15 protein-coding genes, 4 tRNA genes and 1 other RNA gene are annotated in these 21,215 nt (G+C 49.4%); 2 read left to right on the top strand and 18 right to left on the bottom strand.

The features are described from left to right. Window positions 1-21: 21 nt before the first annotated feature. The 4 genes from DWZ76_RS09160 to DWZ76_RS09145 all read right to left on the bottom strand — a co-directional run bounded on the left by DWZ76_RS09160 (window position 22) and on the right by DWZ76_RS09145 (window position 4,931). Window positions 22-531: an SEC-C metal-binding domain-containing protein gene (locus tag DWZ76_RS09160; protein ID WP_022359524.1), complete on the bottom strand. Its 510-nt coding sequence runs from the start codon at window positions 529-531 to the stop codon at window positions 22-24. A 129-nt stretch (window positions 532-660) separates the two neighbouring features. Next, window positions 661-2,022, bottom strand: coding sequence for an ABC transporter permease (locus DWZ76_RS09155; RefSeq protein WP_118472480.1), 1,362 nt, complete (start codon window positions 2,020-2,022; stop codon window positions 661-663). Between the two features lie 15 nt (window positions 2,023-2,037). Further along, complete coding sequence (locus DWZ76_RS09150) at window positions 2,038-4,008, bottom strand: CARDB domain-containing protein (RefSeq protein ID WP_243017804.1); 1,971 nt, start codon at window positions 4,006-4,008, stop codon at window positions 2,038-2,040. A 155-nt stretch (window positions 4,009-4,163) separates the two neighbouring features. After that, entirely contained in the window at window positions 4,164-4,931 is a 768-nt protein-coding gene (locus DWZ76_RS09145) for an ABC transporter ATP-binding protein (protein WP_118472479.1), read from the bottom strand. Window positions 4,932-5,350: 419 nt separating this feature from the next. Between DWZ76_RS09145 and pyrB the strand changes: the two genes are divergently transcribed. Beyond that, window positions 5,351-6,274: an aspartate carbamoyltransferase gene (pyrB, locus tag DWZ76_RS09140; protein ID WP_107001544.1), complete on the top strand. Its 924-nt coding sequence runs from the start codon at window positions 5,351-5,353 to the stop codon at window positions 6,272-6,274. Then, window positions 6,268-6,693, top strand: coding sequence for an aspartate carbamoyltransferase regulatory subunit (locus tag DWZ76_RS09135; RefSeq protein ID WP_022359701.1), 426 nt, complete (start codon window positions 6,268-6,270; stop codon window positions 6,691-6,693). The genes pyrB and DWZ76_RS09135 overlap by 7 nt, the downstream gene beginning before the upstream one ends. Window positions 6,694-6,829: 136 nt before the next feature. Here the strand turns inward: DWZ76_RS09135 and DWZ76_RS09130 are convergent, their stop codons facing one another. From DWZ76_RS09130 to DWZ76_RS09065, 14 genes are all read right to left on the bottom strand, one after another. Then, window positions 6,830-8,257, bottom strand: a complete 1,428-nt coding sequence (locus DWZ76_RS09130; RefSeq protein ID WP_118472478.1) for an alanine/glycine:cation symporter family protein — start codon at window positions 8,255-8,257, stop codon at window positions 6,830-6,832. Between the two features lie 100 nt (window positions 8,258-8,357). After that, window positions 8,358-8,705, bottom strand: an RNA gene (rnpB, locus tag DWZ76_RS09125) — RNase P RNA component class A. A gap of 44 nt (window positions 8,706-8,749) precedes the next feature. Beyond that, entirely contained in the window at window positions 8,750-10,402 is a 1,653-nt protein-coding gene (locus DWZ76_RS09120; RefSeq protein WP_118472477.1) for a nucleoside kinase, read from the bottom strand. A gap of 12 nt (window positions 10,403-10,414) precedes the next feature. Further along, window positions 10,415-11,215, bottom strand: coding sequence for a Nif3-like dinuclear metal center hexameric protein (locus tag DWZ76_RS09115; RefSeq protein ID WP_118472476.1), 801 nt, complete (start codon window positions 11,213-11,215; stop codon window positions 10,415-10,417). Continuing rightward, window positions 11,202-11,969 (bottom strand): class I SAM-dependent methyltransferase, encoded by a 768-nt coding sequence (locus tag DWZ76_RS09110; protein ID WP_118472475.1) that lies wholly within the window; start codon window positions 11,967-11,969, stop codon window positions 11,202-11,204. Before DWZ76_RS09110 ends, DWZ76_RS09115 begins: the two co-directional genes overlap by 14 nt. Window positions 11,970-12,012: 43 nt before the next feature. Beyond that, the gene (rpoD, locus tag DWZ76_RS09105) at window positions 12,013-13,128 is read right to left on the bottom strand and encodes an RNA polymerase sigma factor RpoD (RefSeq protein ID WP_022359694.1); all 1,116 of its coding nucleotides are present in this window, start codon (window positions 13,126-13,128) and stop codon (window positions 12,013-12,015) included. A gap of 204 nt (window positions 13,129-13,332) precedes the next feature. Beyond that, the gene (gene dnaG / locus DWZ76_RS09100; RefSeq protein WP_118472474.1) at window positions 13,333-15,246 is read right to left on the bottom strand and encodes a DNA primase; all 1,914 of its coding nucleotides are present in this window, start codon (window positions 15,244-15,246) and stop codon (window positions 13,333-13,335) included. A gap of 10 nt (window positions 15,247-15,256) precedes the next feature. After that, window positions 15,257-16,264, bottom strand: coding sequence for a deoxyguanosinetriphosphate triphosphohydrolase (locus DWZ76_RS09095; RefSeq protein WP_118467460.1), 1,008 nt, complete (start codon window positions 16,262-16,264; stop codon window positions 15,257-15,259). Between the two features lie 324 nt (window positions 16,265-16,588). Then, a complete protein-coding gene (locus DWZ76_RS09090; RefSeq protein WP_022359691.1) occupies window positions 16,589-18,271 on the bottom strand; it encodes a carbon starvation protein A in 1,683 nt (560 codons plus the stop codon). A gap of 258 nt (window positions 18,272-18,529) precedes the next feature. Next, complete coding sequence (locus DWZ76_RS09085; RefSeq protein ID WP_118472473.1) at window positions 18,530-20,287, bottom strand: S8 family peptidase; 1,758 nt, start codon at window positions 20,285-20,287, stop codon at window positions 18,530-18,532. Window positions 20,288-20,386: 99 nt separating this feature from the next. Continuing rightward, window positions 20,387-20,470: transfer RNA gene (locus DWZ76_RS09080), tRNA-Leu, on the bottom strand. 4 nt (window positions 20,471-20,474) lie between these two features. After that, window positions 20,475-20,558, bottom strand: a tRNA-Leu gene (locus tag DWZ76_RS09075). A 166-nt stretch (window positions 20,559-20,724) separates the two neighbouring features. After that, window positions 20,725-20,808 (bottom strand) — tRNA-Leu (locus DWZ76_RS09070). A gap of 4 nt (window positions 20,809-20,812) precedes the next feature. Further along, window positions 20,813-20,896, bottom strand: a tRNA-Leu gene (locus DWZ76_RS09065). Window positions 20,897-21,215: the final 319 nt, after the last annotated feature.

The following is a 21,215-nucleotide window of genomic DNA, read 5'->3' as shown; positions in this document are numbered from 1 at the left end:
TGCTTCTGATTCATAAATCTATTATTTATTCTTTCCGCAGCACTTCTTATATTTCTTACCGCTTCCGCATGGACACGGATCGTTCGGGTAAATCTTATGTGTATTGCGGACTGTGCCAGATGCCTTCTGCTCGCGGTACAGCTCTGTTCTTCTCTCCTCAGTCAGGATTGCATCCCACTGCGGAAGCTCATACAGCCAGGTAGCCTTTGCCTCTACCATGTTGTAATATAACTTCTCCGGGTCGATCTCAATCTTAACCTTGGTATCCTCATCCATGGTCTCGATCGGGTTCTCATAGCCCTTTAAGCTCTCATTGATTCCATCCAGGAAACCGGTCATGATCATAACTTCGGTATCATACTTCTCAGCCAGTTCCTTAACGGTACCTTCTACAACCTCAGTCGGGTTTGCAAGAATCTGCTCGTAAATGCCTTTCTCAATCGTAAAATATCCAGACCAGAGTTCCTCTTTCTTTTTATCATCCAGCCCGTCACCATATGCCAGATTGCGCCAATTTTCTAACAGTGTCATCGGTAATTCCTTCCTTTTTTCGTTCTTTCATTACTATAATAACATAGTATATTTAAGTATATAACAAGTTGGGGGGATTTGCAAGGAGGAAAACTGGCATCTGCCTATTTTATCGCATAAGCAAACGTATCACTCATTCCGTATCGCCGCCAACGGACTCAGCTTCATTGCGCGCATCGCCGGGAAGAATCCGGCTGCCATGCCGATGATGATGGCAAATCCTACCGATGGAACTGCCAGCCAGATCGGGATCACGGACAGTTTTCCATCCATTCCATATAAAAAAGTCGCTGCCAGAAACTGGTTAATCAGCACGGAAACCATAAAACTCAGCATCAGTCCGATGAGTCCTCCCATGAAACCGATAAAACCTGCCTCAATCAGAAACATATTTCGGATGGTTGCAAGGGAACATCCTAACACTTTCAGCACGCCAATCTCCTTCGTCCGCTCATAGATGGACATCATCATCGTGTTGGCAATGCCGATCGCAGCTACCAGCAGGGAAACAGCGCCGATGCCGCCGAGGGCTGCCTGGATCATGTTGGACTGCTGTTTGGACTGTTCCAGCCATTCCATCTGGCTGTTTGCCTCATAGCCCATGTTGCTGATGGCTTTCTGTACCTCTATTACATGATCCATATCGTCCACATTGACCGTTGCTTCCTCATATACAAAATAATTGTACGGTTTTCCTTTTTTATTGGTCGGCTGACCCGGAATCGGCTTTTTCTTGAACACCTGTTTTAGCTGTGTCTTGAGCTTATCCAGATCAACGTAGACGCCGTAGCTATAATCACTCCACTCATCCGGTCCGCCTGCGACCAGACCGGCGGTTTTCAGCATATATTTCTTCGGAGCCGCCACCTTCTGGCTGCCGTCATCACCGCCGGAATTACCCTTAGACTGATAGTAGGCATCCGTGTCAAAGATCGTGAACATCGGCTTATTGATAAAATCGATATCCGGCATCTCTCCGGTGTCCCAATAGCCTTTTCCCGTCTTAGCATTGCTGAAATTCTGCGCGACCATGTTTCCGACCACCATCTCCATATCCTTCGTTTCGGCAGTCGGCAGACTTCCTTCCCCCAGCTTGATATTCTTCATTGCTCCCAAGGGGATCCCATGCAGCTGCACATTTCCCTCGTAGACACCCTGACGCATAATCACATTCAGGTTCAGATCCGGATAAGCACTTGTCACATGCGGAATCTTCTCAAATGTCTTCATCGTCTCATCCGTCATAAAGCTGTCCTCTGGATTTTTCTTATCGCTGGAATTTCCATTGTCATAATTATACACCTGAATCGCGGTCAGGCTTCCATAGGAAGAATACTGTTTGATGGTAAATTCTTTCAGTCCTATTCCGATGGAAACCATGACAACGATCGATGCCGTACCAATCACGACTCCCAGAACCGTCAGAAAGGTACGGAGCTTTCTGCGAAACAGGTTGTTGACGCTCATCGTCAGCAGATCACTGAATCTCATTTTCACCGGTCCTTTCTATTTTTTCTTTCTTTTCAGATGATCGTTTTGTTCTTTTTCAACGTCCTTTGTTTCGTCTTCCGATACATCTGCTGTCGTCATTTCCGGCTCGCCCAGCTCATTGTCCAGTTCCTCTTCTAATTCGTCTTCAAGCGCCTTTTCTCCTGCTATTTTCTTCTTTTTCCTCTTCCAGACAACTACACCGACACCTGCGCCCACCAGCGCAGCGATCACAAGCATCGGAGCGATCCGCCCAGCGCCGCCCGCTTGCGCCGCATCGGCATCTGCATCCATGCCGTTGTCCATTCCATCCATGCCGTCCATCCCGTCATCGGAAAACGCCTCACTCACGTTCAGAAGCATTTCTTTTTCGGTCTCTGAAACGACTCCATTTTCATCCTCATAGGAAATGATAATCTTCACTTTTCCATCATCGGTTGTCGGCGCAATCGCGGTCAGCATCGTATCGACATTGCCGGTTTCGCCCGGCTTGATATTTCCCACGTAAGCGTCAGATGGTTGGATAGAATCTGCCTCAAAACGCGCCATAACATTGTAAAGAATTACTTTTCCGGTGTTGTTGATGCCAAACATGACATTCGTCTCAGAACCAACCTCGATCGCATCCGGCATCACATCGATCGTGCTGGTGTTCAGCCGCGGCTCCTGTTTTACCGGGAGGGCAATTTTGACTTCTTCCTTGGCATTTTTAAATTCCGGGCTGTCGTACTGCTCCTGAATCGTCATGCGGTATGATTTCTGCTCCGCCGTCGGCGCCGCCTTGAACACCATCGAGAGATCCGCCGTCGCCCCCGGCGCCATGTTATTGACAACTACGGAGGTGGAACCGCTCTCGGATGTAAAGATCGGCGTATTTTCAACTTCTTCCGAAGCAAATGTAAACATAATATTGGAAGCTGCCACATCCGAAGACGCATTCTTCATCCGCACACGCAGTTCAAACGGCTGTCCGGCATAGATCTCTGCCGGGATCGTCTCGAAGCTGTCCACGATGATACGCGCCTTGGTTCGATCCTGCTCGCCCGCATCCGCCGACAGCTCATCGTCATCTTTTCCCTTGACGCGCACGTAAAACACCTTGTCCACCGGCTCCGAAAACTCGCCGCCCTCTTCTTCGCGGTATGTAACCAGATAGTGAATCGGGAAAAAGCCCGATTTTACGTCCTCACGCACCATCATGCTGTACGGAACCGTCACCATCTGCCCTGATTCCATATCCCCCATTTTACGGTTATAGTTGCCCTCATTGATATCAAACGGGAATTTTGTTATATCGGCGTCAAGCTGCATATCCACGCGGACATCGTAAACCTTTTTAAGTCCCGTATTGGTCAGGTTCACGCCAAAATCCATGACCTGATTGTACCCCGCATACGGCGTCTGCTGGTTATCGCCGATGGAAAAATCGTAGTCCAGCTTCGTGTTGTCGTCTTCCTCGGTGGAGGAACCGTCGTAAGCGGAAACCCAGATGTTGATGCCGACTTTTAGGCTGTCATCAATATAGAAAAACGCCTGATAATATCCTGCTGCCAAATCCCGGCGCAGTTTATACGTCAATGTTACACTTTTAGACGAACCTGGCTTTACATCAATTCTTTTTTCTTTAAACGTATTTGAATCAGCTTCAAATGGAAAATGTTTTCCAGACCATGAAATATTGGAATCCGAATCACTGTCATCATCATCGTCATCATCATATGTATAAAATTGATCGTATTGATCCGCATTGGCTAAACGAATTGTTCTTAAATAATTATCTCCTTTGCTGCCATTATTATGAACCGTCATCTTAATCGAAATTTTATTTCCGGCCTTTCCGTGCGGCACTTTACTGACGGTAATTAAATCATCGTTATATTTTGTCATATCCAGCATCTCCGCCTGCGCTGTCCGGCTTCCTCCCACCGCCAACACCACAAAAAGCAGCAAAAACACCGCCCATCTCTTCCACTTTCTCATACCTCTCATTTTTCATACCTCCATATCCTCTCACATTAAATGCTGCTTTTATCAATTTCTCATTCTATCGTCAGCATTCCTGTGTTTTAGCCTTCTAAATTCCAGACACAGCCAACACTCTATTTTTATCTGTCTATTTCATATCTGCTCCGTCTTTCGCTCTCTTAAATTTCCTCTATTCTCCCATCTTCCTTGCCCATTTGCCGATTCTCCTCTATCTTCACAATCTTACCATCGATAATATGGAAGATCCGGTCCGCATACGCCGCCAGATGGTTATCATGCGTAACCATAACCAGCGTCTGGTTCTGTTCCCGGACGATCCGCTGCATCAGTTTCAGCACATCCATCGTCGTGTGCGAATCCAGATTTCCCGTCGGCTCGTCTGCAAAAATGATCTCTGGATGTACCACCAGCGCCCGTGCAATGCCGACACGCTGCTGCTGCCCGCCGGACATCTGGTTCGGCATATGATCGCCGACTTTTTCCAGTCCGACCATTTTCAGATATTTTTCCGCCATCTCCCGACGCCTGCCGCGCGGCACACCGCGGAAGGACAGCGGAAGCGCTACATTTTCAACCGCATTCATCGTACCGAGCAGGTTATATGACTGGAAGATAAATCCGACCCGCTCCCGGCGGAATGCCACCAGCTGGTTCTCGTTTAATTTTTCTATGTGCTGTCCGGCTATGACAATCTCGCCCTTCGTCGGCTTCTCCAGCCCCGCCAGCATATTCAATAAGGTAGATTTACCCGAACCGGAGGTACCTACAATCGCACAGAATTCGCCACGGTACATCGTAAAATCAACGCCGTTCAGCGCGTATACCTTCGTCTCGCCGACGCGGTAGACTTTATATAGATTTTTTACCTGTATGACAGGTTCCCGTTTCCGGAGTTCATTCTTCCCCGGCACTTTCCGCTCTTCCATCAACCTTCTCCATTTTCTAACTTATTTCATGCTCCTGAATATTCCATCGAAATCCATTCCTGACAACCTGGATTTATACAAGTTTCAACCATTGCAATTCCAGTTCTTCTTTCTACATTATACCGGATTTGTTTCAATTCTCCTACCTTATTTTTCTTAATGTTCCTTACGCTTTTCTTACCAGATTTTTCTCCCTGTCTGACCGTTCCTTACGCTAATCCATTTTGCCCTGTAAAGTCATTTTTATTTCCTATTTCATCGCAGGTAATCTTCCAGCCGTCATCACATTGTCCATATTTTCTATCCCCCCTATTCATATTTTTTATATCACAGATCATTAAAAGCTATAGCAATCCATCTGGAAATGTTTTATAATAGTTGGGAAAAATATGCTAATACGAATAGAGAAGGAGAATCAAATGAGACATTTGCTGAATCCACTGGATTTTTCCGTTGAGGAGATCGACCAGCTTCTGGATCTCGCTTCCGATATCGAAGCCAATCCAGCCAAATATGCACACGTCTGCGACGGAAAGAAAATCGCGACTCTGTTTTATGAGCCAAGCACCCGTACACGCTTAAGTTTTGAGGCTGCTATGCTGAACTTAGGGGGACGGGTTCTTGGCTTTGCTTCTGCCGATTCAAGCTCTGCTTCCAAGGGCGAGAGTGTGGCAGATACCATCCGCGTTATCTCCTGCTTCGCAGATATCTGCGCGATGCGCCACCCGAAGGAAGGTGCGCCGATGGTTGCTTCCCTGCACTCTTCCATCCCGGTTATCAATGCCGGCGACGGCGGTCACCAGCATCCGACGCAGACCTTGACCGATCTAATGACGATCCGTTCTTTAAAAGGACGCCTGAACAATTTAACAGTCGGTCTGTGCGGCGATTTGAAATTCGGACGCACGGTTCACTCCTTAATCAATGCGCTGTCCCGCTACACAGGCATCCGTTTCGTCCTCATTTCCCCGCCGGAACTGCGCGTCCCGGATTATATCATTGAGGATACACTGAATGCAAAGGGAATCGAGTACAAAGAGGTCGAAAACCTGGATGAGGCGATGCCGGAGCTTGATATTCTCTACATGACACGTGTCCAGAGAGAGCGTTTCTTCAACGAGGAAGATTACATCCGTATGAAGGACTGCTACATTCTCGACAAAAAGAAGATGGAGCTTGCCCGTGATGATATGTTTGTGCTCCATCCGCTTCCGCGTGTCAATGAGATTTCCGTTGAGGTGGACAACGACCCGCGTGCCGCTTACTTCAAACAGGTTCAGTACGGCGTATACGTCCGTATGGCTCTGATCATGACTTTACTGGAGGTGGAAAAACCATGTTAAATATCAGCGGATTAAAAGAAGGTTTTGTTCTGGACCACATTCAGGCAGGACGCAGTATGGATATTTACTTTAAACTGGGGCTGGACAAGCTGGACTGCCAGGTGGCTATCATCAAAAATGCGCGCAGCAGCAAGATGGGACGCAAGGACATCATCAAGATCGACGGCAGCCTTGATCTGGTAAATGTTGATGTGCTCGGCTACATCGATCACCGTATCACGATCAACATCATCAAGGATGGAAAAATCGTAGAGAAAAAAGATGTCAAGATGCCGAAAAAAATCACAAATGTCATCCACTGCAAGAACCCGCGCTGCATTACCTCGATCGAGCAGGAGCTTCCGCATATCTTCTATCTCGCGGATGAGGAAAAAGAGGTATACCGCTGCCAGTACTGTGATGAGAAGTATTCGCTGTAAATTCTCCTGAATATATCAAATGAATATCAAAAAAGCCATGAACGACTTTTCTGTAGATTTACAGATCATAAGCGATTTCATGGCTTTTTATTATTTTCCAGATTATAGATTCCAAAAGTGCCTACCCTTGAACATCTTAATTCCAGAACTCTGTCTTACCTTCCAGCCCGATACTCTCAGCCTTGAAGCACGGATTCTTGCCTTCCTTTTTCTGCACCAGGTAATCATCCAGACATTTGAGCGCTGTATTTCCCAGAATCACGATAACCGGCAGGTTGATGATCGCCATGATACCCATGAGGACATCCGCGAGATCCCATACCAGACCGAACTGGAGCTGTGCGCCGATGAAGACAACTACCACCGCAAACAGGCGGAACACGTTCATTTCTTTGTTTTTCAGTGTACGACCTGCGATGTAGTTGAGACATCCCTCACAGTAGAACAGGTTGCCGAGCAGTGTCGTAAATGCAAACAAAAGAAGTGCAAATGTAATGAAATACGGTCCGATCACGCCAAATACCGTTCCCAAAGATTCCTGTACGAACGGAGCGCCTTTCAGCTCTTCGGACGGAACGATACCGGTGCAGAGGCACATCATCGCTGTTGCCGTACAGATGAGGATTGTATCGATAAAGACGGAAAGCATCTGTACCAGTCCCTGCTTAACCGGATGGCTGACATTAGCTGCTGCCGCCGCGTTCGGTGCAGAACCAACACCCGCCTCGTTGGAATACAGACCTCTCTTGATTCCCTGCATCATGGCAGAACCTGCGAATCCGCCGAAGATCGCCTTGAAATCAAAGGCATTGGAGAAGATATTGACAAACACTTCCGGTAGTCTTCCGATGTTTAAAAACATGACCGCAATCGCCATCAGGATGTAGAAAACGCCCATAAACGGAACCAGCACACCGGTAATGCGGACAATCTGTTTTCCGCCGCCTATGATACAGATGCCAACCAGAATCGCCAGAATGGCGCCGCCGATCATCGGAACCAGGCTCCTGTCCCCCATCATAAATTGATGGTAAAAACCGTAATTCGACATGCTGTCAATCAGGTTAAAGGACGCCAGCATATTAAAACCGCCAGCATAAGTAGCAATCAGGGCAATCGCGAAGACAACGCCCAGCGCACGGCTCTTCAGCGCCGCCTCGATATAATAAGACGGACCTCCGTAGCTTCCGCCGGATGCGTCGCGCTTCTTATAAATCTGTGCCAGCGTGCTCTCAACAAAAGCCGATGCGCCGCCCACAATCGCGATCAGCCACATCCAGAACACCGCGCCGTAACCGCCGATGGCGATCGCATTGGCTACACCTACGATATTGCCTGTGCCGACGCGGCTCGCCGTCGATACCATCAGCGCCTGAAATGCGGATACGGAGTTGCTGTCTGTCTTTTCTCCGACTACCCGGATTGATTCCGGAAGCAGACGGAGCTGTACGAAACGGCTTCGGAGTGTGAAATACAGTCCGACCGCCAGCAGCATGATAATCAACAGATAGCTGTACATAACATTGCTGATCACACCAACGAGTGATGCAAATCCTTCTAACATAAAATTTCCCCCTTTTCTTTTGTATGCAATATAGAAAAAAGAGCCGCTGCCGGATAAAGATGCTCTTTGGTATCTGCATTCGGCAACAGCCCTCTTAAATGATTTGAGCAAAACGGTAAGCCGGGTTATGTCGTTGAATGGTCATCTATCTAGTCCTGCTGTCGCCAGCAGGCTCAAGCAACCTACCCGAGAGCAGACGGGCCGCCTTGCGCTCTCTGTTCGGTCTTGCTTCGGATGGGGTTTACATGTGCCCCGGCTGTTACCAGCCGGGCGGTAGTCTCTTACACTGCCCTTCCACCCTTACCCGGTAAACCGGGCGGTACATTTCTGTTGCACTGTCCTTGGAGTCGCCTCCACCAGACGTTATCTGGCATCCTGCCCTGTGAAGCCCGGACTTTCCTCACCTGCAGCCTTTCGGTTCTGCAGCCGCGACCATCTGTCTTACTCAAAACATCCTAACTCTACCATATTTTCAGGCATTTGTCCAGTCAATCATACTTTAAAACAGCTTCCGCCGATAAATTCGCGCACAATCGAATTGTGCGGCACCTGTTCGCTGCTGACACCCAGAAAATAATCGAGAAATTTGAGCAGCCGCTTCGCCTCGTTGTACTCCGCCGAATCACGCGGAACACTATATAAGATCGGCTCCGCATACTGTTTGAGCACCGAAAGCTCATATAAAAACGCAGAGTTGAACATCGCATCCGCCTCTTCCTGATACGGGAAAATATTCCGCTCCTCGCCCCGGCGTACGGAATCCCACATCCGGATCGTGTCCTGTGCCGACGCACCGCGCGTTCTCGCATCGCGGACCATCCGCCGGATCAGACGTCCGTCCGTCGTCGGAACTCGGTTGTGATCGTCGATATTTAACTGGGTCAGCGCACTGATATAGATCTTAAATTTCTTATCACGCGGCAGTGAATACGACAAATCATCATTCAGGCAGTGGATTCCCTCGATGACCAGAATATCCTCCGCCCCAAGCTGCAAAAAATCGCCCTTATATTCGCGCTCGCCCTTGACAAAGTTGTAAACCGGCAGTTCCACGCGTTTTCCCGCCAGAAGTTCTTCCATATCTTCATTAAACTGTTTCACATCGATGCAGTTTAATGCCTCATAATCGTAATTTCCATTTTCATCCCGCGGGCTGTCCACACGGTTGACAAAATAATTGTCCACCGCGATCGGATGCGGTTTCATTCCCAGCGCGCCGAGCTGAATCGACAAACGGTGTGAAAAGGTCGTTTTTCCCGAAGAGGACGGTCCTGCAATCATGATCAGTTTGCGTCCGCTCTCATAAATCTGCTCCGCAATATCTCCGATCTTCTTTTCCTGCAGCGCCTCCTGCATCAGGATCAGGTCGTTCATGCGCCCCCGCGCGATCGTATCGTTGAGTGTTCCCACGTCAAACACACCGAGCTTGTGACCGAGCTTTTCCGCCTCCTGCTGGACATCAAACAGTTTTTTCTGCGGATGGAACGGCTGAATCGCCTTCGGCTGCTTCTTGTTCGGCAGACGCAGGATAAATCCTTCCTCGTACATCTGTAAATCAAAATATTTGAGATACCGGGTGCTCATGACCATATATCCGTAGAAATAGTCGTCATAATCGCCAAGCCGGTAAACATTGACCCGCGACGCCCGCCGGTAATTGAACAAACGCGCCTTGTCATACATGCCCTGCTCCTGGAAATGATCCATCGCCTCATCCGTATTTTCACTCCGTTTCTGCAGCGGCAGATCCTGCTCAGACAGGCGCTTCATCTCCGCTTTCACACGGTCTAAGAGCTCCTGGCTGAGTGTTACCCTGCCTTCCACCTCCACATACAGGCCATTTTCAATAGAAAAGCAGACCGTGATATTTTTCACATTTTCCCTGCCTGCCACATCCTGAAAGGCTTTCATCATCAGAAAGACGGCACTTCTCTGATATGCCAGATAGCCAGCCGTATCTGCCGCTGTGATAAATTCCATCTGGCAGTCCTTCTGCAGTGTTTTATGCAGCTCCCGCAGCCGTCCATTTACCGAGACCAGAAGAATATCATTCTCGTAATTCTTCTGATATTCCTCCGCAATCTCCGCGTAGGCGGTTCCCTGCGGATATGTTTTTATCTCACTCCCAATCCGTACCTCCGGCATGTAATCCCCTCCCTAAACAATCTGGATTGGAAACGCCGGTTTCTCCCGCACAACCTTCACGGCATCACCCAGCTTCCTCATCAGATATTTCTCCATAAATTCTGTAAAAATGTGTTCAATTCCATAATGTCCGGCGTCAATGACCGCCATGCCCTGTGCAACCGCGTCGATTCCTTCATGATGGCTGATATCTCCTGTGATATAAACCTGCGCCCCGGCTGCCAGTGCCTCTCCCATCGTGCTTCCTCCCGCGCCCGGGCAGACCGCCGCTTTCTGAATCACTGCCTCACCGTCCAGCTCACCGAAGACCGCCGCATACGGCAGGCCAAATGCCTCCTTGACCTGCTCGGCAGCTTCCCGCAGCGTCATCGGCTGTTCGAAGCGTCCAGTGCATCCGATTCCGTAGGAAGTGCCGTCTCCGGTCTCTCCCATTTTCTCTAAAACTTCGCAATCCGTCAGTCCCAGCTTCTTTGCCGCCAGATCTGCCATGCAGCCCGGCGCTGCGTCGAAATTGGTGTGCATCGCATAGTAGGAAATATCATCCTGAATCATCCGCAGGACTCTTCTGCCGATGAAATTCTGATCGGACACCTGCTTGATTCCTTTGAAAATAAGCGGATGGTGCGTCAAAATCATATCCGCCCCCGCCTGCTCTGCCTGCTCAATCACAGAATCGGTGGCGTCCACCGCCAGAAAGATCGTCTTCACTTCCTTCCCGCTGCGCCCCGCTAAAAGCCCCGGATTGTCCCAGTCACATGCCATGCTGCGCGGCGAAAGTGTTTCCAGGATCTTGATAATCTCACTGCATTTCATGTCTCGTCTCCTCTATCAGCGCCAGATAGGCGGTCAGTTCGTTGATGCGCGCTGCTCGGCGGCTGATCGCCGCCTCTCCCGCTTCACTGGCTTCTAAAGTTCCCTTCTTGTTCTGGGCATCATTTTCTGTCAGCCCTGCCAGCACCTGCCGCGTCATCTTCTCTTCTTTCTCCAGATACGCAAGCAGCACCGGATCTTTCTTCCGGATCAAATCGGCTCCAAAACGGTAATCCTGCTCTCTCCCTGGCCGCATCGTGCCTCGCGCCGCTTCTATCACTATGTAATATTTTCCCTCGACCGTCAGCATCGCTTCCCGGAGAATTAAAAATCCTTGTTCCTCCAGAAAATGACGCACTTCGTCCTGCTCCGACTGCGGCGACAGAATCAGGCGTTCTTTTCCCTCGCTCCAATTCTCCCACACATGGCGTCCCTGTTCCAGAATCCGGCAGGTCAGTTTTCCGCCCATTCCGGCGATCACAACTGTGTCTGCCTCGCCTGCCTTCAATTTTGCCAGTCCGTCTGACAGGCGCAGTTCAATTTTCCCGGAAAGCCCCACCTCTTCCACGTGTTCTTCCGCCCGCTCCAGTGGGCCTTTCCGCACATCCATCGCCAATGCCGACGGGCACACGCCCTTCTGCACCAGCCAGATCGGCACATAACCGTGATCGGTGCCGATATCTGCTACCCGGCTGCCCGGCTGTACAAAAGAAGCGATCCGTTCCAGACGCTTCGAGAGTTTTACTTCTGTCCGCATGATTTATTCTCCTGTGTTCTACTTTTTATTTCTTCTTTCCAGATCATTCATCCAGATAATCCTTCAATTTTTTGCTCCGGCTCGGATGGCGCAGCTTCCGCAGCGCTTTCGCCTCGATCTGGCGGATCCGCTCGCGGGTGACATTGAACTGCCGTCCTACCTCTTCGAGCGTGCGCGGTCTGCCGTCGTCCAGGCCAAAGCGCAGACGCAGCACCTTCTGCTCCCGCTCGGTCAGCGTATCGAGCACTTCCATGAGCTGTTCATGCAGCAATGTATAGGTTGCCGCATCGACCGGAACCTGCACATGATCGTCCTGAATGAAATCGCCCAGATGACTGTCTTCCTCCTCGCCGATCGGTGTCTCCAAGGAAACCGGATCCTGTGAAATCTTCATGATCTCCCGCACACGCTCAACCGGCATCTCCATCTTTTCCGCGATCTCCTCCGGGGTAGGTTCCCGTCCAAGTTCCTGTAAAAGCTGTCTGGAAGTCCGGATCAGACGGTTGATCGTCTCCACCATGTGAACCGGAATCCGGATCGTCCGCGCCTGATCCGCGATCGCGCGCGTGATCGCCTGACGGATCCACCAGGTTGCATAGGTGCTGAACTTAAATCCTTTTGAATAATCATATTTTTCAACCGCCTTGATAAGACCCAGATTTCCTTCCTGAATCAGGTCAAGGAACTGCATACCTCTGCCGACATAGCGCTTCGCAATGCTGACAACCAGGCGCAGATTCGCCTCCGCCAGACGTTTTCTGGCATTTTCATCTCCCAGCTCCATCCGCTTCGCCAGCTCAATTTCCTCTTCCGGGGAAAGCAGCGGCACTTTTCCGATCTCTTTCAGATACATCCGGACTGGATCATCGAGGCTGACGCCATCCGGGATGCTGAGATCCAGGTTGTCCACGTCGATCGGCTCCTCCTCCTCGCCGTCTTCAAAAAGTTCTGGCTCCATGTCCTCATCGTCATCCATCCGGAGAACGTCTACATGATGATTTTCCAGAAAATCGTAGATCTGATCGAGCTGTTCCGGGCTCAGTATCTCACCATGGAAATAATTCAATATTTCTTTATTGTCCAGTACATTTTTCTTTGTTTTTGCCAATTCCAGAAGCTGTGTGAGTTTTTCTTCAAATGTAACTTTTTTCTCTTCCATAGTTCATCCTTCCTTCCATCCTCAGAACCTGCCCGACCATTTCCAATTTTGTTACTGAACACGCATACGTGTCCAGTAACGGAATTTGCCGTGGCTTCGCATTTCAATACGGCAAATTCCTGCTGCCACCACGTTTTCTTACGGCACTTTCGGTTCCAAAAGTGCCTACCCGTGTACAGTAACCCAATTTTTCCCAATCCGCAATCACTCCAACGTAATTACGAGCGAAGACAATCCCGCCTGTTCCCGTATGAGCCGCTGCAGCTCATTCAAATCCGACGCCCGCCGGATCTGATCGTCGAGGCTGTTCTTCTTGATCCGGCGCACCGTCTCCGCAAATGCCTTTTTCTGCTCCTCATTGTTTAAGGATTCTTCCAGACTTGCATTGAAAAGCGCCGCGACTTCTTTATAATTGCCCTCGTCGTCGATAAAGCGGTTCAAAATCGCCGCCGGATTGACATTTCCAGCTTCCAGACCCTCAAATACAGCTTTTGCCGCTTCTTTATAAAGTGGTTTTACAAAATCCTCCGGTCCGATGATGTCCTTGATCCGGGCATATAACGATGGTTCTTCAATCAGCCATGTAAGAAGCAGGCGTTCTGAACGGCGGATGCCCTCGTCCTTTTCCTTCTTCCTGCCCACCGGTCTCACCGCCGGTCCCGCATTTCCCGGAAACTCTGCATTTCCAGCACCGCGGTTTTCCGCCACTGCCCCGGCACTGCCGACGCTTCCGCCTACCTCCCTGTTTTGTACCGCACCAGTCGTATTTCCGGTTCTATATGAATCACCATAGCGACCCGCATATCCGCCTGCTGCCGTCTCCCCGACGCCATACCGGCTTCCGAGCTGGTTGACCAGCCGCCGCAGATCTTCATAATTGATAAAGTATTCCCGCGAAACCGCCTGTATATAATTATCCCGCTCCAGCGCCTCGCCAAATTCAAGCAGCTTGCGCGCCGTCTGATTGTAAAATGCCGTCTTCTGCTCCGGATCTTCCATATCAAAACCGGCTTTCAGCACATCGATCTCATAGAGAAAGCTGTTTCTAGCCGTCTCGATCCGCTTTTCAAACTCCTCTGCTCCCAGGTTTTTCATAAATTCATCTGGATCCTTATACGGACGCATATTCAATACCTTGGTTGAAATTCCTGCCCGCTTGAGGATCGGAATCGCCCGCAGCGCCGCTTTGACGCCCGCGCCATCGCTGTCGTAGGTCAGAATGACCTGATCCGTATACCGCTTCAAAAGCGCCGCATGCTGCTCGGTCAGCGCCGTTCCCAGCGATGCGACCGCGTTCGTATAACCTGCCTGGTGCATGGAAATCACATCCATGTAGCCCTCGCAGAGCATCATATATTTCTTTCTCGAAGTACGCGCGTAATTAAGTCCGTATAGATTCCGGCTTTTGTCAAACAGCATCGTCTCCGGTGAGTTTAAGTATTTCGGTTCCCCGTCCCCGAGGACACGTCCGCCAAACCCGATCACCCGGCTGTTGACATCCATGATCGGAAACATGACACGGTTCCAGAACTTGTCCCTGGCGCCGCGCTCCTCGATCGTCACCAGCCCCGTATCCTTTAAAAGCTCGTCCTCATAGCCCTTGCTTTTCAGATACCGGTACAGATCATCGCTGATTTTATTGGAAAATCCCAGTCCGAACCGCCGGATTGTCTCATCCGTCAGCTTCCGCTTTACCAGATAATCATATCCTATCTTTCCCTGCGGCTGCTTGAGCTGGTAATAAAAATAATTGGCTGCCAGCTTATTGATCTCCAGAAGCGCCGCCTTGCGGTCCGCCTTCGCCTTTGCCTCTTTAGAATATTCCATCTTCGGCAGTTTCACGCCTGAACGGTCCGCCAGCATCTCAACCGCCTCGCGGAATGAATAATTTTCATATTCCATCACAAACGTAATCACATTGCCGCTGACACCGCAGCCAAAGCAGTGGTACATCTGCTTGGACGGCGACACCGAAAAGGATGGCGATTTCTCATGATGAAACGGGCAGAGTCCAAACAGGTTGCTTCCCTTCTTCTGCAGCTTCACGTATCCGGAAATCACATCCACAATGTCGCTACGCATTCTGACTTCCTCGATTACCTCTTCCGGATAATACATTTCTTCCTCCTTATACGCTCCAGGCTTTCGGAATAAACAATTCCTTAAACCGGTCAATCGCGTAAATATCTGTCATACCCGCGATATAATCGCATACCGCGCGCTCTTTCGTCTCATTTCTTATCTCCATAATCCGGTGGGATTCTTCCGGAAGTTCCTCCGGATGCGCCATATAATATCCATACAGCATCTCGATCATCTGCTGTGCGCGCCCTTCCTCCGCTTTCGCAATCCCGTCATGGTAGACATGGTCAAACATCCAGCGGCGCAGCCCGTGCATCGCCTCCTCGCGTTCCGGTGACATCGCCACCTCCGGCTTGTCCTGGCTGTGCTCGATGATGTCGTGGATCATGATATTCAGCCGCTCATGCACACTGTTTCCCAGAATGTCCGTGTACTCCCGCGGCAAATCCTCTTCCTTCATGATCTTTCCCCGGATCGCATCATCTATATCATGGTTTATGTAGGCAATTTTATCTGAAAGCCGCACAACATTCCCTTCCAGCGTCGCCGGATGACCGCTCGTCCGGTGGTTCAGGATCCCGTTGCGAACCTCCCAGGTCAGGTTCAGCCCCTGCCCCTTCTGCTCCAGCACCTCCACAATGCGGACACTCTGCTGATAATGCGCGAACCCCTCGCTGCAGAGCCGGTTGAGCACCGCCTCCCCCGAATGACCAAACGGCGTATGTCCCAGATCGTGCCCCAGCGCGATCGCCTCCGCCAGAGACTCATTCAGCCGCAGCGCTTTCGCGATCGTGCGCGCTATCTGCGATACTTCCAGCGTGTGCGTCAGGCGCGTCCGGTAATGGTCGCCCTCCGGCGCCAGAAAAACCTGCGTTTTCTGTTTCAGACGCCGGAACGATTTGCTGTGCAGAATACGGTCGCGATCGCGCTGATACTCTGGCCGGATGTCGCAGAGCGGTTCTTTCCGCTCCCGTCCCCGTGTATTCGCACTCAGCGACGCATACAGACTCAGGGTTTCCTGTTCCCATTTTTCGATCGTTTCTCTGATATTCATCCAGATCCCACCTTTATTCAGAATAATTTACGGAATAAATTCGAAAGTTCGCCCATTATCTTATAATAATATCATATTTTTGTAATTTGGGACAGAGGTTTTCCATGGATTTTTGATCTTTTTCTATTTTCTTTTTTTATTTTATGTGGAAAGAAGGGGAATTATGACTACTTATTTCCATCTATTGAACAAAGGGGCTTAGAATGAAAAAGAGAAGACATCTGTTCTTTTGAATACAGACATCCTCTCTTTACTATCACACATACAAAACGTAACGGCTGTCCCCGATGGACCTCATCTACATTTTATTTTCACTTATTATTTTTACTTATCCGCTTTTTCAAGCAGTTTCTTGATACCCTGAATTGCTACTAATACACCCAGGATTAACAGCAGCACTGCAAATACAAGCTGCAGTGTATTTCCCAGATCCAGACCGGTCGTCATAAATGCGTTTGTGAGCTTTATGATGGTCATGCTCAGTGCAGTAAAGGTAACTGCCATCATGAACAGCATCGGCACCCAGAGCATCCAGCCCTGACGCTTGGTTTTCTTTAAGAATACTGCACAAGCTACAAGAGCAAGTACCGATAACAGCTGGTTTGCAGAACCGAATAACGGCCAGATCTCTGCATAGCCGACCTTGGTAAGCAGGTATGCGAGTACCAGTGTGATGATGGTTGCAAAATATTTATTGGTTACTACTTTTACAAACGGGCTCATATTTTCCTCGTCTGTGTCCGAATCCATGAAAAATTCCTGGAACGACAGACGTCCTACCCGGGCAACCGAATCCAGGGAAGTCAGTGCAAATGCAGATACCGCCAGGTTGATTAATGTAAACACAAGCGAATGCGGCAGACCAACTACGGAAAGAAAGTTTGCGATCGCGCCTGCAAAAATCTGCGGCTGGGTGGTAAGTCCCTGTGCTGCTGCCTCGCCATCTGCAAAGGAAGCAACTGCAATCAGTGCGATGATAGCAAGCATACTCTCCATCAGCATTGCGCCAAACGAAACTGGAAGCATGTTCTTTTCATTTTTGATCTGTTTAGATGCAGTACCGGAAGATACCAGAGAATGGAAACCAGAAACTGCGCCACAGGCAATCGTTACAAATAAAATCGGGAACATATACTGTCCATTTACATTAAAGCTTGTAAACGGTTTCAAATTACATGCCGGATTGGCCACAAATACACCGATAACTGCACCGACGATCATAAAGATCAGCAGATAGCTGTTCAGATAATCACGCGGCTGAAGCAGCGCCCATACCGGAGCGACACTGGCAATCAGAATGTACACAAAGATAATAATATGCCAGGTTCCAAGATCGACATAGACCGGGAAATTCAGTCCCAGTGCGATCGCTGCCACCAGTAATAAAATAGCGACGGCTGTGTTGATCCATTTGTTGAATTTGGTATATTTGAGGAAATATCCAAGTGCAACTGCCTCGATGATAAATAACATAGAAGTAGTTGCAACGGCTCCATTTGCCGCTATCTTTGTGACAGCACCTGCCTCATCGACCGTAAATCCCTTAAATGTTCCCGCTACAACGTCTGCAAACGCTGCGACAACCAGAATACAGAACAGCCAGCAGAATAAAAGAAATAATTTCTTTCCTAATTTTCCAATGTACTCTTCGATGATGTATCCGATTGTACGACCCTTATTTTTGACAGACGCATACATGGATGCAAAATCCTGAACGGCGCCGAAAAATACGCCGCCAATTAAAATCCAAAGCAGGACCGGAAGCCAGCCAAAAATTGCCGCCTGGATCGGACCATTGATCGGACCCGCACCGGCGATCGACGCGAACTGATGACCAAACACAACGTTTGTATCAGCCGGTACATAATCGACACCGTCCTCCATCTCATATGCCGGAGTTTTGGCATTCGGATCGATGCCCCACTTATTCTGGAGATAACGCCCGTACAGGAGGTATGCTCCTCCCAGAACAACGATGGCGATTATCATCATCATTACTCCACTCATAGTTAAACCTCTTTCCTTTGTTTATTTATAAAAAAACGCCTCTGCTATCCAGTCGGATAACAAAGGCGGATTTTCTATCCAAACAGTTTTCCTGCTCCATCCAGTAACTCTCTGTATTCCCGTTCTTTTATTGCCATACTCATTGCATTTTATACCATATAAATTATACTCTTTTGAGCAGAAAATTCAATTAACACTTTAAATATAATTTACAATTTCATTTGTTGTTTTTTGTGCACCTTGCACTTCCTATTGTTTTTACAACGGAAAACTTCGCTCCAGACACAATGCCCCATACCCCACTCTCTCATTCGGATACTCTGCCTCCCCCGGCAGTTTCCGTGCACCGCGGATCAGATATGCTTTCAGCTTCTCTCCATACAGGTAGGGATCGTTCCCATTTACAATCCCCCATTGCATCATCAGCGCCGCCGATCCGGTCACAAATGGAGCGGCAAAGGAAGTTCCTGTCACCGCCTCATATCCGCCGCCTGCGCGGGCGGTGATGATATTTACACCAGGTGCCGCCAGCTCTGGTTTGATCGGATGCCCCAATCTTGCAAATCCACGACCGGAAAAATCTGCATACGCCTGCGTGGCGTCATCGTACGCCCCCACCGAGATCGCCCGGCTGGCGGTCGATGGGATTGTCAGCGTCGTGTCCGGCGATGCCGTCAAAAAACGTGTTTCCCTGTTCAGTGCCATGCCCGCTGGCAGCCACAGATCATACTGACCATCCCGTATTTCTTCTGGAATCAGACGGATTTTCCAGAGCCCGTCCTGAATGTAGCTTCCTTTTGGAATCAAATCCAGATAAATCTCCTGCGCCTGACTGTATGGACTCGGCATCCCATAATATAGAAGAATCTCTTCCGTCTCATAGGAAAGCCGCTGTGCTCCCAACGATTCCCGGATCAGCCCGGTGCTGCTGCCGCCCGGGCTGAAAATTTCTACTGAAAACCGGTCCTGATACAATTTCCATAGCTGCACACCGAAGCCCGTCTGATATTCCCCCACTGCAAGCTCTATCTCCACCGGACGTCCCATCTGCAGAAATCCCGCCCGGTGTCCCATGCTGTATCCTTCATTTCCGGTTCCCACGATGATGGAAGTCCGCCCCCGCTCTGCCATCGAATTTAGATACGTCTCCAGTAGGCTGGTTCCGTCATGAGAACCGTAGGTATTTCCAAAGCTCAGATTCACCGCCACCGGCATCCGCCATTCCTGTGCGATTCCCACCACATAGTCCAACGCCCGCATCAGCTCTGTTGTCCTGGGAAATGAATCCGCAAGCGGCGTTCCAAGCTTCACGACCAGAAGTTCACTCTCCCAGGCTACTCCCCGGTAGTGTCCGCCGCCCTCCCAGCCATTTCCGGCTGCAATCGCCGCAACTGCCGTCCCGTGCCCACTCACATCCCGCGACTGGACGATCTCGTAAGCGCGTTCCCGGCTGCCCGCCTCCAATGCCCGGTTGAGCTCCTCCCGCATATAAATCCGGTTCTGCTCCTGATCCCAAAGTGCGGCGATGCGCGTCGTTCCATCTGCGTTTCGAAAGTCCGGATGGAAATAATCGATTCCGGAGTCGATGATGGCAGTCAATGTGCCTCGACCACTTAAATCAGCATCTCTGCCATACACGTTTTGAGAGACTTGATTTCCGCTCTGCACCGGCGCAATACAGGTATCCCGAATCGCCCGGTTCACCTCAAAATAAAGACGCTTCGGCTTTTCTATATACTCAACCTGTGATAATCCTGCCAGATCATCCACCTGCGATTCAGGGAGCCGCACAATCGCGTAGCCGCCGGAAAGTGGATAAATTTCCGCCTGCGGCAGCTGTTCCTGCAACTTTTCCACAGTTCCATTATATTGAATGATTAATTCCCAGCGTTTCGTATTCTGGTCGTATCCCATCTGAAGTGCCGGGGACTTTTCCCGTTCCGCTTCTGTCGCATCCAAAGATAAGTTTAAAAGGTTTTCTTTTTTCTGGCTCTTGCCATTCACTAATTCACTCATTTTACAGTTTATGCTTATATGGCAAATCCCAGCATCATATTCTATCTATTTTTTTAACAAAACAAAACCCGGTACATCTCTGTACCGGGCTATCGATCATGCAGAAGAAGGGACTTGAACCCTCATGATGTTGCCATCACACGGACCTGAACCGTGCGCGTCTGCCAATTCCGCCACTTCTGCTTACTGCGGGAGATGGGACTTGAACCCACACGAGCATACACCCACAAGATCCTTAGTCTTGCCTGTCTGCCAATTCCAGCACTCCCGCTTACTGTTTTTCAATTTTCTCTGTCCGATGATTTTCTCACCGACAAAGAGTAGTATAGCACAATTTCATTTGAATTGCAAGCCTGTTTTCCGCAAATTTATATCTGAATTTATTGAATCAGAGTATAGCAAAAACCCGGCACATCTCTGTACCGGGCTATCAGTCATGCAGAAGAAGGGACTTGAACCCTCATGATGTTGCCATCACACGGACCTGAACCGTGCGCGTCTGCCAATTCCGCCACTTCTGCTCACTGCGGGAGATGGGACTTGAACCCACACGAGCATACACCCACAAGATCCTTAGTCTTGCCTGTCTGCCAATTCCAGCACTCCCGCTTACTGCTTTTTATTTTTGCCTGTCGAGTGAGTCACTCACTGACGAAGCTTAGTATAGCACAGGCGCTCCGCGAATGCAAGCATTTTTTTGTTTTTTTTATTTTTTTTTATTTGTTCTAATTATTCCTATATTTTTATAGTTTCTTTCTACTGCAAAATCATGTATTTCAGCCCTATCCTACCACTCCGCAGCTCCCTTAAAAAATCCTTTCTTACTTCTTAAACAGGAAAATAGACAACCATTACACATTTCTGGTTACTGTTCACGCATACGTGCCCAGTAACGGAATTTGCCGTGGCTTCGCATTTAAATACGGCA

It is taken from the genome of Clostridium sp. AF35-15 (assembly GCF_003477745.1).
Taxonomy (GTDB): domain Bacteria; phylum Bacillota; class Clostridia; order Lachnospirales; family Lachnospiraceae; genus Otoolea; species Otoolea fessa.
The sequence above is the reverse complement of the archived record's forward strand: the minus strand, read 5'-3'. Positions and strand labels throughout refer to the sequence as shown.

What these genes read in the sequence shown, in the direction of transcription:
- DWZ76_RS09095 (WP_118467460.1), bottom strand. Translation starts at nt 16,264, where the DNA reads ATGAATATCAGAGAAACGATCGAAAAATGGGAACAGGAAACCCTGAGT.
- dnaG (WP_118472474.1), bottom strand. Translation starts at nt 15,246, where the DNA reads ATGTATTATCCGGAAGAGGTAATCGAGGAAGTCAGAATGCGTAGCGAC.
- DWZ76_RS09110 (WP_118472475.1), bottom strand. Translation starts at nt 11,969, where the DNA reads ATGCGGACAGAAGTAAAACTCTCGAAGCGTCTGGAACGGATCGCTTCT.
- rpoD (WP_022359694.1), bottom strand. Translation starts at nt 13,128, where the DNA reads ATGGAAGAGAAAAAAGTTACATTTGAAGAAAAACTCACACAGCTTCTG.
- pyrB (WP_107001544.1), top strand. Translation starts at nt 5,351, where the DNA reads ATGAGACATTTGCTGAATCCACTGGATTTTTCCGTTGAGGAGATCGAC.
- DWZ76_RS09155 (WP_118472480.1), bottom strand. Translation starts at nt 2,022, where the DNA reads ATGAGATTCAGTGATCTGCTGACGATGAGCGTCAACAACCTGTTTCGC.
- DWZ76_RS09150 (WP_243017804.1), bottom strand. Translation starts at nt 4,008, where the DNA reads ATGAGAGGTATGAGAAAGTGGAAGAGATGGGCGGTGTTTTTGCTGCTT.
- DWZ76_RS09160 (WP_022359524.1), bottom strand. Translation starts at nt 531, where the DNA reads ATGACACTGTTAGAAAATTGGCGCAATCTGGCATATGGTGACGGGCTG.
- DWZ76_RS09085 (WP_118472473.1), bottom strand. Translation starts at nt 20,287, where the DNA reads ATGAGTGAATTAGTGAATGGCAAGAGCCAGAAAAAAGAAAACCTTTTA.
- DWZ76_RS09115 (WP_118472476.1), bottom strand. Translation starts at nt 11,215, where the DNA reads ATGAAATGCAGTGAGATTATCAAGATCCTGGAAACACTTTCGCCGCGC.
- DWZ76_RS09090 (WP_022359691.1), bottom strand. Translation starts at nt 18,271, where the DNA reads ATGAGTGGAGTAATGATGATGATAATCGCCATCGTTGTTCTGGGAGGA.
- DWZ76_RS09135 (WP_022359701.1), top strand. Translation starts at nt 6,268, where the DNA reads ATGTTAAATATCAGCGGATTAAAAGAAGGTTTTGTTCTGGACCACATT.
- DWZ76_RS09130 (WP_118472478.1), bottom strand. Translation starts at nt 8,257, where the DNA reads ATGTTAGAAGGATTTGCATCACTCGTTGGTGTGATCAGCAATGTTATG.
- DWZ76_RS09145 (WP_118472479.1), bottom strand. Translation starts at nt 4,931, where the DNA reads ATGGAAGAGCGGAAAGTGCCGGGGAAGAATGAACTCCGGAAACGGGAA.
- DWZ76_RS09120 (WP_118472477.1), bottom strand. Translation starts at nt 10,402, where the DNA reads ATGCCGGAGGTACGGATTGGGAGTGAGATAAAAACATATCCGCAGGGA.